Origin of the sequence: Polynucleobacter sp. HIN9, from assembly GCF_030297635.1 — a bacterium.
Lineage (GTDB): Bacteria > Pseudomonadota > Gammaproteobacteria > Burkholderiales > Burkholderiaceae > Polynucleobacter.
On sequence record NZ_AP028140.1, the window covers coordinates 1,073,637 to 1,085,725 of the forward strand.

Consider the following 12,089-nt stretch of genomic DNA (forward strand, 5'->3'; position numbering starts at 1 on the left):
ATAATGATCCAGAGCAGCGTGTTAACCTGAATTCATGGCTTATCAAACAATCAAAGCCAAATACGTGATCTGCCTCATGGCGGCACTTGCCTGGATGGTAATCTCGATTTGGTTATCACTACCGTGGTACCAAGATCTTTCTCAGGTTATTGGCTGGCCACTCGCTATTTTCTTTATCTCATTTATTGCCATTATTCCGGGCTACATGAATGCGTTTGTGGTTAGCTCCTTGCTGTTTGATAAGCGCCCACCTATCTTACAGGAACAGCACTACCCTCCCATTACGATTTTGATTGCAGTCTATAACGAGGCTTCTGACATTGCAACGACACTGAATAGTATTTTTCAAGAGGACTATCCCAATGCGGTCCATGTCATTGTGATTAATGATGGCTCCCGAGATGATACGGCTACTATCGTGAGTCGGTTTATGCCCGATCATCCCCAGCTCCAGTTGATTGATTTACAAAAAAATGGGGGGAAAGCCAATGCGCTCAATCGTGGGCTAAAGGAATGCACGACAGATATTGTGATCACAATTGATGCAGACTCCTACTTATTAAAAGATGCATTGCGTCACCTCGTGGGACGCTACTTGTCGGATCCTAGCAACACTCGCGCAGTTGCTGGCGAAATCTTGATTCGGAATTCACGGGAGAACTGGATTACTAAAGCACAGGAATGGGATTACTTTTTAGGGATCGCTTCGATAAAGCGGGTTCAGTCACTATTTCAGGGAACCTTAGTCGCACAGGGCGCTTTTTCACTCTATGACCGCAAGACTGTTGAGACCCTTGGGGGCTGGCCAAATAAGGTGGGTGAAGATATTGTGCTGACCTGGAAAATACTGCTAGCGGGCTATCGAGTAGGTCACGCTGAGAATGCCTGCGCATTCACAACCTGCCCAAATACGTTAATGAAATTTGTAAATCAACGTCGACGCTGGTCGCGAGGTTTGATTGAGTCCTTTAAAGAAAATTGGCCCATTCTTTTTAAGGCTCAAAAAAGCACCCTTTACATTTGGTGGAACACCCTCTTCCCAATCATTGATGTGGCCTACACCTTTGGCTTTATTCCCGGACTAATCCTTGCTGGCTTCGGTATTTACTGGATCGTGGGCCCAATGACCATTGCCCTAATTCCGATGGCATTTCTACTCAATATTGTGATGTATAACCGTAGTAAAGCCATGTTTGTTCAAGAAAATCTTCATATCCGAAAAAACTATCTTGGTTTCATTTTCTATGTTTTGGCCTATGGCATGGTGTTGCAACCGGCCTGTGTTTGGGGATATGTCAGCGAGATTTTTAATCTTCGTAAGCACTGGGGCACCAAATGATCAGACTGCTTGGCGGATTCATCCTATTGCTCCTAACAACGCAGGTTGGCGCTCAAGATGCAACTCTCAAGCCAAAACATGCCATATCAATTCCAGAAGTGTATGTATCGTCCGATAGTGAGGGCTTTTTAACTCATAAGTACAAAGCTAGCATCTATCCTCTATATCAGAATGCCGATAACTACACTGGACTGCAATACCAACACAATTACTTTAGTCAAAGTAATTGGAACTCCACCGCTGAGCAATATACGTTAGTAACCAAGAAAATTAATCCACGCAACGGCCTCGGTTATAACCTTAATCTTGGCTACAACTTGGAGGGCGGCTATAAATTGCTGACGACTGACAGTAATTACTCCACCATGCTGACTGACACTACGCGCGCAGAGATTATGGTGTTTCGGGATCGAGTAGAAACCCAAAACTCTCTGATTAATGGTATTTACTACACCATGGGCGGAATTAGCATTGAACAGCAAGTCATGGAGCGGCTAAGCATTGTATTGTTCGGGGGCAATCTCTACTTCTCAGACACCAATACCCGCCCCACCCTGCGTGCCAGAATCATTTACGATCTGATTCCCGATTATGGCATTACGGCCCAGTTGCGCTACCGCCAGTATCGCGATACCAATACCAATGTCGCGAACAACTACTTCAACCCAGATAGTTATAACGAATCCATGGTGGCCCTGGGGATGCGTCAGCGTGTCCAAGGCTGGATGATCAATGGCACTGCTGGTGTAGGGCAGCAAAGCATTGATCAAGGCCCCAGTACAACTACACAACTCTATGAGTTAGCGCTCACGAGCCCTGTCAATGCGAATGATGTATTCTTACGAACAAAAGCAGGATATGGTAAATCAGCGGGCTTTTTGGGCCCCAATTATTTTTACCGCTACTTTATGGCTGAACTGATATTCCCTTTTTAGGAATGGTAGCGAAATAATGAACGACGATATTGAAAAAATCTATGCCAAATTAGTGGCACATGAGACTGAGATCATTAACCTGCGCAAAGGCTACATGATCGTTAATGAGCGCTATACCAAAGCACTTGCCTCTCTGAAAGAACTAACCAGCAGTGCTGCTGAAGCTGCCAAGAAAGCTTGCTTAGCAGCCGAACATGCCAAAGGCGCGACCGAGCGCTGTGCCAATGCCGCTAGAGAGGCAGCCAGTCAATCGGTCATTGCTGCGGCTGAAGCGGCGGCCGAGGCTGCCAAGTTCTCAGCGGAGGCGGCTATTCAAGCAGCCGCTGCAGCATCCTCGGCAGCAGCAGCGGCGGCTGCAGCAGTTGCCCATCAAGCAGAGGCTTCATCGCTTCAGGCATCGGCTGAGGCAGCATCGGCAACAAAGCGTGCAGCTGAAGCGGCAGCTGAAGCAGTCAAGCTGGCTAACTTGGCATCTGACTCTGCAAAATCCCTTCGCCCCTCAAGCAATTCTTAGGTACATTTTTTGATTACCTCAGGCCCAAAAGGCCTTAATTTGAGCAGCCTCTCTCTTGGACCGCTCATAGCCAGCTCGCAGAGCGGGTTGAATTTGACGAGGGTCCGTTAGGTTTATCCCATCTGGCGCTCCCGCCACAATCCATTTCACTATGGTGCCAACACTCTCAATATCTTTGATGTTTTGTGCCATCGGATGCGGAATCTTTGTCAGAATGGGGCCTGTTACACCATCGGTAAGAGTAATCACTAGAGCACGTTTTGATCCGGCCACTACATCAACATGGGCTGGATTGGAGCACATTCCACCATCCATACCGTAACGCTGGCCGAGTAAGGTGGGTCCCACGATTCCGGGGAGCGAGCTACTCGCTGCCACGGCATGAGCCAATGCAATCTTATTCTTTCGAGCACTAGCTTGACCAACAATTAGCCGTTCACCGGTATAGCAATCAATCGATGATGTGAACATTTTGGGTGTTGGCCAATCTGTTTTACTATCGCCCGTCAGTAACGCAGCTAGTGCCTCTACACGCGAACCATTCAAACGGTTATCGGCTGCCAGTGCAGCTCGTCCAATGACTTGCCTTGTTTCAATGCTGCCATCGGTTGCACTCATATTGATTTCCATCGCTCTGAGCTGACTTGCGTTGGGGTTAGTCGTTGGCGCAAGTTTGGCAAAAATCTTCGGAAATTCACCAAAGAAATCCATTTCAGAGCGTAAGCGTTTGAAGTGCCCTGACAACAGCGATGAGCCCATGTAGGAACCAGCCGAGGTTCCCACCACCATCTGCGGCAGACCTGCCATATCAAGGCCAGCTTCCATTAAGCCGTGAAAGAATCCGCAATACCAGGCAATGTAATACTCCCCACCGCCACCCAATACCATCGTACGATCCAAGCCTTTGGCAAGTAGTGAAACCTTAGGTGTCGTAGCAATTGGAATTGACAAACCATCGTTACCAAAGATCTTCTCTGAGATCTGTTCAGCTCTTTTTGCTAAGCCCTGTGCATGAGCAGTAGATAAATAGGAAGGACTCGCAAGTGCAGGGGTCGCTAGGGAAGAAATTTTTAGGAAGGTTCGACGTTGCATAGTGTGGTTAATTGAACGGTGAGTTTAAGAATTGAATTAGTCAATAGAATGATAGCAACCCAAGAGACCGCACCCTATAAAAACCACAGGCGCAGAAATCAAAAAGAAAACCCCCATCATTATTGATGAGGGTTTGGTTGCAATCCTCGCGATTAGTTAACTTTTGGGACAGCCATTTCCCAAAGACTTGCCTGCGACCCGGTCCTTCACCCATTGCAAATACATAGGAGCAGATACTCCGGGAGTTGAGAAATGGGTTTGTTGTCCTGGTAATTGAATCCGCTCGATATTGGCACCCATGGCACACATTTGTTTCTGATAAAGCTCATGCATGATCGGTGGCACCGCGGTATCTTTTGTTCCCCAATAAATGACAACCGGTGCAACCGGCTTTACCGGGGGAACGCTACCGTCGATCAAGGCTTTTACCCATGCGATCGAATTAATGGGCTTATCTCGAAGAAGCGATTTGAAATCGGCGCCGTAGGCGTAATTAAACGTATCCGCAACCACATGCATGCACTTATTCAACAGCACTTGATCAATTACTTTTGCACCCTGATCAGTAAATAAGTCGGTCAGCTTGAGATTGGGGTATGCCGCTTGGGTACCCCACATCGTCATCGCAAAATGCGAGAAATTGAATACATTGTCAGAGAAGAGCTTAATTAGTCCGTTTAAAGCTTTATCAGCGGTTGCTTGATCTTTGTTTGCATTTTGGATCATCACCCCAGCATCCTCGGGTGCCATCGCAACAAAACCAAGCACTTGCAAATCATCAGCAACACTACCCTTCTGGCTTAAATAATTCCCCAAGCTTGCGGCTGCAATCGTAGCGCCTCCACCTTGAGACCAGCCGTAGAAAATAGTGCGCTTACTTGCGCCTGTATCTTTCATGGAAATGGCGGCGCGCGCTGAGTTAATTAAATCACGACCATTAGTGCCAGCCACTGCGTATTGATGTTTACCACCTCCGCCAAGACCCTGATAATCAGTCGCTACAACCACATAACCCTCTTTAATAAATTCTTCAAGGTTGGGAATGCCATAGTCTGTCCATGAATTACCGCCAACCAAAAAATACTGATTCAGCGGGGCTGCGGGGTTGATTACCTGTGAGGGCCCACAATTTTGCGCAGTACCAGTCGTACCATGCGCCCAGGCTAATACGGGACGACCTTCTTTGGGAGCAGCAGCGACCGGAGCTACCACCAAACCGGTGGAGATAGTAGTACGTCCACCCACGTCCGATGAAATATAAGCAATCTTCCAGGCCTGTGCACCCTTAACCGAAGTCTCAATCTTTTCTTGTTTGATGACCTGACCCAACTTACCTTCGGGTTTCATTTTGATGACATCGGCATAAAACGGTAGCATCGGTGGATTAGCGTGCGCCACGGATACAGAAATACTCAATAAGGCACTGACTGCCAGAACTGAAAATAGTTTATTCATACAAAACCCTAAGAAATAATTGCGCTAGGTGTAAATGAGAAGAATTACTTCAAAACAATCAGGGTCACCGTTGCTCTAGCACCCCAACCGGATGGGCCACCTGGGGTATTGCTGACGTAATACATGGGGCCAGCACTAAACGAGAACGGTAGACCTCCAATCACAGTTACCTTCGAGACCCCAGCATAGAGCGGATTGGAGGTACGACGGGTGTCGTAGTTATAAAGTGCTTCCATATTGGTTGTGAAGGTCCACGCGTCTTTGGTGGTGTAGGCTACAAAGGGTTGCCCATAGAGGTTATTTTGAGTACCAAAGGCAGGATTGCCACCCACCTCCCAAGATTGGTAGCCAAGTAAGCCGTAGGTCCATGGACCCTTGCGATTCAGCACTACCCCAGTAACACCCGCACCCGTTTGCTGAGAGCCAAACTTACCGCTATTACCCGATGGCGAGACTAGGTAAGGACCAACGCCCCAAATCCATGAAGAGTTTGTGTTTGGTGCATAAAAGGATTCCACGGTCACGCTGGCGATACCGTATCCAGAAAATGGTGACCCCGTGGGACCTTGCACACTCACCTCACGTACACCAGCGACGATGGGTCGCACAATAAACGTATCGCCTCCGCCTAGATCAAAAGGCATGACCGGCTGAAATAGTAAAGTTTGCTCAGAGCCCGCTTGGTTCGCGCCCACTCCCCGACTGTACTCATACTGAAATGGCACAGAAATCATATTGGCAATTGGATTGGCTAGTTTTTTAGCAATCTCAACCTTATCAATCCCTCCGCTTGGAGCAGCAGGGGCACTCGGTGCAGCTTGCTGGGCAATTGCCGTGCCGGTTAAGCCGATAGCCAGAAACGTGGCGCTAATAATTTTTATGGGCTTCATAAAACAATGAATCAGAATTTAAACGTGACAGCAATTTGAGGACCCTGCATGGTGGTCTTTTGCAATACACCACCGGCTTTCATGTCGTAGTACAAGGCGCGATAAGTTAATGAGGCATCAATCAATTTGCCAAATGACTTACCCACCCCCACCATCGCTTGCCAGGTAATATTCGTCGTGCCTCCGCCGCTACCGATATCACCATAGAACGGGACATACCAGCTCGAGTCAGCGATGCGATAGCGCCCTTTGGCACCAATGATCGGGTCCACAGTCGACGTAGATTTTGAGATGGTCCTCTGAAATGAAGTTCCGTCTAGGATACCATTTAAGGTTGCAGTCACATCAATGGCGCGAACACCCAACAATCCATCCACGTAGGCATTTTTGGTGTTGGCAAAGGTATATGTTGCTGCACCGGTCAAAATGGTTTGCTGCAGAGTAATTTTGTCTGCCACCCTAGCAGCGCCCTCTGGGGTCATCACAGGAACTGATCCCGAGTTTTGAAGCGTCGCAGATACCAAATCACCCATGATTCCCCACCTGCCATAATGCGCTTCGGCAGCAATCATGCCGCCAGACTTTAGATTACTTAGAACATTACTTGAGCTGAAGTCTGCTGATCGGGCTAGACCATTATCAAAACCCATCGTGCCTTTGATTCCTGGCGCCCATAGATAAGGGGTTACCTCAAAGCGCCATTGATCAGCAACGGCAGGAATCGGATTGTCGGTATTGGCGGATGCTGTACCGAACCCCAGGAGGCAGATGGTTGCCAACATTGCATGTAAGGGGTGACGAAAAAGATTGAAAGAGGTTGATTTCATAAAGATCATGTTTTTTAATGATGGATTAAATTTGTAAATTATATTAGACAAAAAAATAGTCAAAAATTTTTTTCAAGTTTTATCGAACACACTCTATTAGTAAAGGTTATATGTATGTGCCAATGGTGTATTTCCACAGTCATCTCCGAACATCTCACCTCAGGCATTTCAGGTGACCGACGCCAATTCTTAAAGTACTCCAGCGCCCTACTCGCCTCAAGCGCTGCAACTTATGCTGCGTCCTCAGTAGCTCAAAGTAATCAACCCATTGAGGTCATTTTTCGTAATGGTCCCATTTATCCAATCGCTGGTGATAACAAACGGGTTGAGGCGCTGGCCATTAGTGGCGGCAAAATCAGGAGTTTAGGATCTGTTGCCGATGTGATGCGCACTGCAAGTGCATCCACTACGGTTGTCGATCTTCAGGGCCGCACCCTAGTGCCGGGATTAATTGATCCGCATAATCACACGGTTCTTAGTAGTCTCTTTGATCTACTCCTCATCAATGCCGGCTTTGCCCAATACAAGACCAAGGCCGATGTCGCTGCCATGATCAAATCGAGAGTAGCCAATACACCCGCTGGTCAATGGCTGGTGTTTGGCTTCTACGATAACTTGCTCCAAGGTGGCGATTGGTCTCTCACAGAACTGGATGCTATCTCTAAAACCCATCCCATCTACATCATCTACGTCAACGGGCACGTAGGTGCAGCCAATAGCTTAGCTTTTTCCAAAGCTGGGGTAACAGAAAATATCGGCCCCCTGCCAGGCGGTGGATTTTTTGGTCGCGGCGCCAATGGCAAGCTCAATGGCATGATTTATAACCAACCTGCCCTTATGAAAGTTTTAGATCATGCGATTGCCAAACCAACCCCTGAGGTTTTAGAAAAGGCAGTAATCGCATATGCCAATAAGGCTGCAGCGGCCGGCTTTACAGCCTTGCATGAGCCAGGTACTGTGAAGCCGGAGTGGATTGAGGGTCTTGCCAAACTATCTAATGTCTTACCGATTCGCCTAAGTGCTAGCTTTAGCAGCGTCGATGTTGAACATAGCAAGGCGTTTGCGAGCTTAGGCCCCTCTCACAAAGCCCGCATGATTCCGAATAGTCGGTTCTCGCTCTATGGCATGAAAGTCTGGTCCGATGGATCGAATCAAGCTGAGACCGCATGGCAAAGCAAGCCTTATCTCAATACCAATCGGCGTGGGACGGGAGGATATAAATCCGAGCAAATGGTCGAGATCTGCAAGAATGCCAAAGCAGCTGGTTGGACCATGCTTGCACACTGTCAAGGTGATGCGGCCATTGAGCAATACCTCAATGCATTAGAAGCCGTATACGGCGCTAACCCATCTACTGGCCTCATCCGCGTTGAGCACGCCACAATGGCAAGGCAAGATCAGATCGATCGGATGAAGCGCCTCGGTTATGAACCCAGTTTTATGACCGACTTCATTTATTTGTACGGCAATGCCTACCGCGATCAGATTTTTGGTAATCCCAGAGCTAATTTTATGGTGCCCTTTGGTGCAGCTGCTAAGGCAAAACTCAATTACACGGTGCATTCTGATAATCCAGCGGCTGGTATGCCACTTAATCCTATGCGACATGTGGAGATTCAGCTGATGCGCCGTTGTATTGTCGATAACTCTGTGATCGGCGCTGATCAACGAGTCGATATCCAGCATGCGATGCGTGCGATCAGCATGCATGCGGCACGGCAAATTGGTTTAGGTGATTCCTTAGGCACACTAGAGGTAGGCAAAGATGCTGACCTCACACTCCTAGATGGTGACCCATTCACCACTAGCCCAGATAAAGTCGGTGCCATTAAAGCCTCACAAACCTGGGTGGCTGGCAAGAAGATGTATGGGTAAAAAAGCTTTGACCCGCTGTCACCATTAATATTTATTTTGATATCAACTTTATTGAATCCATCATGAAATCCATTAAATCCCTCCTCGCTATTTCACTTCTAATGCCCCTCACTATTTGTGCGAAGGAAATTAAAGTAGCCGCTGTAGAGTTTGCAGCTAAGTCGCCTGGCTTTGAAGCAAATTTACCTGGTATTGTGGATGCATTAACTGTGGCCGCTAAAAATGGTGCCAAGTTGATGGTTCTACCTGAAGGTGCTACAACTGGCTTTTTGTATCAAGATACTAAGGCACTAATGCCATACGCTGATACCGTTCCAGGCAAAACAACAGAAGCCATCTCAAAAGTTACCAAACAATTTAATGCCTATGTTGTAGTCGGTATGTATGAAAAGAACCCCATTACTAATAAGATCTACAACGCCGCGGTTCTCATTGGACCGAATGGCTATATTGGTAAGTACCACAAGAATAATTTAGCGACTGGCGAGGGTATGGTTGCCTCACCGGGTAATCTCGGCTTTCCAGTATTTAAAACGGATATTGGCAAGATTGGTCTAGTGATTTGCTTTGACGATACTAATATTCAAAATCTTTTATTACCAGTATTGCGCGGTGCTGATATCGTGGCGCAACCGATTGGCTCAAACAAAATACCCAGCATCTTCACAGCGAGCTACACCAATCACTCAACCATGGCTAATATATCAACAGCAGTGAGCTGGATGGGTACCAATGTAATTTCCACAAATTCTACGCGCTCAGAGGGTCTTCCAGGTATGGCTTTTGTAACCTTTGATGGATCCTCATCCATTTGGGATAACACAGGAAAACGCTTGATTTCAGCGCCATTATCGACAGTAGCCAATCCGACCAAGCCTCAAACCGTATATGCAACGCTGAGCCTCAGCAAGCAAAGTGAACAAAAAAACTATTGGCTAAAGCATCGTCGTCCAGAACTTTATCAAGATCTCAATAATTACCGCTATCCCGATGATGGCAACGCGACCTATCAATCACGCCAAGTTGCAGCTGTCCTCGTTCAGTATGAACCAAAAACAGGTGATGTCGATGCTAACTTTAAAAAGGTTGAGCAACTTTTAAAACAACGCACTGGGGTATTTAATCTCACCGTTCTCCCTTTTAATTCATTTTTAGGGCCTGTTACCCTTAACAAAAATACGGTCGCTCAATATGCGGAGGAGCTCAATGGTAAGAGCTATCAACTCGCCGCTGGCTTAGCCAAGAAGTATCAAACCTATGTCCTATTCTCAATGCCCGAAAAAAGGGGTAATCAGTACTTTCAGACTGCTATTTTATTTAATGGGAGCGGTAAACAAGTTGGCATCTACCGCAAGTCTCATCTAAACGATTCAGAAAAAGTATGGGCAAGTGCTGGAAATGAACTACCAGTTTTCTCTACTCCTAATTTTGGTAATGTCGCTGTGATGCTTAATGATGAAGTTCGCATTCCAGAGATCACCCAAATGTACGGTATTTATCGTGCTGACTTAATTTTGGTACCTACCAGTTATAACCAAAAGGAATATGGCTCAGTGGTTGATATCCCTAAGGGCGTTGTTCAGGATGCGAGTAATCGCGGAATGTCCATGTGGTACAACATTGCCAAGTATGCGCAAGCGTATACCTTAGTTTCTAACTTCATTAGCGGCGATCAACGAGCAGTTGGTCAAAGTGCGGTCTACTCATCTGCTCCGGAAGTTGGATATTACCCACCCAATATTGCTCCAGACCAAGAGATGGCCCATCTTGTGAACTTTACAACCCATGTGAACAAAACAGTCTTTATGGACCAAGAGCGCTTGATTGCTAGTCGTCGCTGGGATCAAGCGGTTCCATTAACGCTAGATATGAATAGCGCGTGTTTCAAAGAGTGGCAAACAAATTCGACTAACAAAGAAGTTTGCCCAGCGGTTGATATAAACAGATAAGGATGTAATCGGTTGGCGCTTATGATCTACTCTAGAATACTTTCGTAGCGCGTTACAAGATTAAATAAATACGATTCGATACGGAATAGAGAGACATGGCACCCTGGAAAGCGGCACGCGTCGGTGATCACATTGATCAAATTGATACCCCTGCTTTAGTTCTAGATCTTGATGCCTTTGAGCGCAATATGAAGCGCTTGCAAGATGCAGTCTCGAGTGCTGGGGTGCGCTTACGCCCTCACGCCAAGAGCCATAAATGCCCGGAAATTGCATTACGTCAGATTCAGATGGGTGCAGTGGGCATCTGCTGCCAGAAAGTCAGTGAGGCGGCGGTCTTTGTGGATGCGGGTATATCGGATATCTTGATTACCAATCAAGTGGTGGGTGAGAAAAAAATAGCACATGCCCTTGACTTAGCTGCACGGGCACGCATTGGTGTGCTGGTTGATCATGAAGATCAAATCAGTGCTTTTGCACGTGCTAGCGCTGAGCGTCAAGTATTGATTGATATCTATCTTGAGATTGATGTGGGTATGGGTCGCTGCGGTGTGGCATCGATTGAGCGTGCGGTCGCAATGGCTCAACAAATCGATGCTGCGCCCTTCTTAAACTTTATGGGTCTGCAGTGTTATCACGGTAGTGCCCAGCACTACCGACTACCTGAGGAGCGCCAACAAGCCATTACAGCAGTCTGTGCCAAAGCAGCCGCTGCCAAAGCGGCGATTGAGGGGGCGGGAATTCAGGTGGAGCGTATCTCGGGCGCAGGTACTGGCTCGGTCATGCTCGAGAGTCACTCCAAACTGTTTAATGAAGTACAAGCGGGTTCTTACATCTTGATGGATCGTGATTATGCGACCAATCAACGCGATCCTAGCGATCTACCCTTTGAGCATGCCTTATTTGTGAAGACTGCTGTGCTGAGCCATCCCTCAAATAATCGCGCAGTGGTCGATGCCGGCTTAAAAGCGTCGAGTGTGGACTCTGGGATGCCAGTGGTGTGGAAGCGCACCGATGCGAAATATTTGAAGGCCTCTGATGAGCATGGAGTTCTAGAACTTGCGCCAGATTCAACCTTGGGCCTTGGCGACTATCTACTTTTGGTTCCCGGGCATTGCGACCCGACCGTCAATCTCTATGATGAGTTAATTGCGATTCGTGGAGATCGGGTCGAAGCCATCTGGCCTGTAGCGGCACGCGGCGCACTCCTTTAATA

At 47.4% G+C, this 12,089-nt stretch carries 10 protein-coding genes; 6 read left to right on the forward strand and 4 right to left on the reverse strand.

Features of this window, described 5'->3' with window-relative positions; genetic code table 11:
• The first annotated feature begins 34 nt into the window (after positions 1-34).
• From QUE62_RS05670 to QUE62_RS05680, 3 genes are read left to right on the forward strand one after another with little or no spacing between them, the layout of a single operon-like run.
• Positions 35-1,339 carry a glycosyltransferase family 2 protein gene (locus QUE62_RS05670; RefSeq protein WP_286261024.1) on the forward strand — a complete coding sequence of 435 codons (1,305 nt, stop codon included), beginning with the start codon at positions 35-37 and terminating at the stop codon, positions 1,337-1,339.
• The gene (locus QUE62_RS05675; protein WP_286261025.1) at positions 1,336-2,274 is read left to right on the forward strand and encodes a hypothetical protein; all 939 of its coding nucleotides are present in this window, start codon (positions 1,336-1,338) and stop codon (positions 2,272-2,274) included. Before QUE62_RS05670 ends, QUE62_RS05675 begins: the two co-directional genes overlap by 4 nt.
• Before the next feature lie 16 nt (positions 2,275-2,290).
• Positions 2,291-2,788 carry a hypothetical protein gene (locus QUE62_RS05680; RefSeq protein ID WP_286226329.1) on the forward strand — a complete coding sequence of 166 codons (498 nt, stop codon included), beginning with the start codon at positions 2,291-2,293 and terminating at the stop codon, positions 2,786-2,788.
• Positions 2,789-2,806: 18 nt separating this feature from the next.
• On the opposite strand, the gene QUE62_RS05685 is transcribed toward QUE62_RS05680, so the two are convergent.
• The 4 genes from QUE62_RS05685 to QUE62_RS05700 form a co-directional block, all read right to left on the reverse strand.
• Entirely contained in the window at positions 2,807-3,880 is a 1,074-nt protein-coding gene (locus QUE62_RS05685) for a patatin-like phospholipase family protein (RefSeq protein ID WP_286261027.1), read from the reverse strand.
• A gap of 156 nt (positions 3,881-4,036) precedes the next feature.
• A complete protein-coding gene (locus tag QUE62_RS05690) occupies positions 4,037-5,335 on the reverse strand; it encodes a lipase family protein (RefSeq protein ID WP_286261029.1) in 1,299 nt (432 codons plus the stop codon).
• Positions 5,336-5,379: 44 nt separating this feature from the next.
• Positions 5,380-6,225 carry a hypothetical protein gene (locus QUE62_RS05695; RefSeq protein ID WP_286261030.1) on the reverse strand — a complete coding sequence of 282 codons (846 nt, stop codon included), beginning with the start codon at positions 6,223-6,225 and terminating at the stop codon, positions 5,380-5,382.
• 11 nt (positions 6,226-6,236) lie between these two features.
• Positions 6,237-7,052 (reverse strand): hypothetical protein, encoded by an 816-nt coding sequence (locus QUE62_RS05700; RefSeq protein ID WP_286261031.1) that lies wholly within the window; start codon positions 7,050-7,052, stop codon positions 6,237-6,239.
• A gap of 114 nt (positions 7,053-7,166) precedes the next feature.
• Here QUE62_RS05700 and QUE62_RS05705 point away from each other — a divergent pair, with 114 nt between their 5' ends.
• The 3 genes from QUE62_RS05705 to QUE62_RS05715 all read left to right on the forward strand — a co-directional run bounded on the left by QUE62_RS05705 (position 7,167) and on the right by QUE62_RS05715 (position 12,087).
• Positions 7,167-8,927, forward strand: a complete 1,761-nt coding sequence (locus QUE62_RS05705) for an amidohydrolase (protein ID WP_286261032.1) — start codon at positions 7,167-7,169, stop codon at positions 8,925-8,927.
• 62 nt (positions 8,928-8,989) lie between these two features.
• Positions 8,990-10,876, forward strand: coding sequence for a carbon-nitrogen hydrolase family protein (locus tag QUE62_RS05710; RefSeq protein WP_286261033.1), 1,887 nt, complete (start codon positions 8,990-8,992; stop codon positions 10,874-10,876).
• Positions 10,877-10,971: 95 nt separating this feature from the next.
• A complete protein-coding gene (locus QUE62_RS05715; protein WP_286261034.1) occupies positions 10,972-12,087 on the forward strand; it encodes a DSD1 family PLP-dependent enzyme in 1,116 nt (371 codons plus the stop codon).
• The last annotated feature ends 2 nt before the right edge of the window (positions 12,088-12,089 follow it).

Coding starts and splice junctions, on each gene's coding strand:
- QUE62_RS05685 (WP_286261027.1), bottom strand. CDS start 3,880: ATGCAACGTCGAACCTTCCTAAAAATTTCTTCCCTAGCGACCCCTGCA.
- QUE62_RS05675 (WP_286261025.1), top strand. CDS start 1,336: ATGATCAGACTGCTTGGCGGATTCATCCTATTGCTCCTAACAACGCAG.
- QUE62_RS05705 (WP_286261032.1), top strand. CDS start 7,167: ATGTGCCAATGGTGTATTTCCACAGTCATCTCCGAACATCTCACCTCA.
- QUE62_RS05710 (WP_286261033.1), top strand. CDS start 8,990: ATGAAATCCATTAAATCCCTCCTCGCTATTTCACTTCTAATGCCCCTC.
- QUE62_RS05690 (WP_286261029.1), bottom strand. CDS start 5,335: ATGAATAAACTATTTTCAGTTCTGGCAGTCAGTGCCTTATTGAGTATT.
- QUE62_RS05670 (WP_286261024.1), top strand. CDS start 35: ATGGCTTATCAAACAATCAAAGCCAAATACGTGATCTGCCTCATGGCG.
- QUE62_RS05715 (WP_286261034.1), top strand. CDS start 10,972: ATGGCACCCTGGAAAGCGGCACGCGTCGGTGATCACATTGATCAAATT.
- QUE62_RS05680 (WP_286226329.1), top strand. CDS start 2,291: ATGAACGACGATATTGAAAAAATCTATGCCAAATTAGTGGCACATGAG.
- QUE62_RS05695 (WP_286261030.1), bottom strand. CDS start 6,225: ATGAAGCCCATAAAAATTATTAGCGCCACGTTTCTGGCTATCGGCTTA.
- QUE62_RS05700 (WP_286261031.1), bottom strand. CDS start 7,052: ATGAAATCAACCTCTTTCAATCTTTTTCGTCACCCCTTACATGCAATG.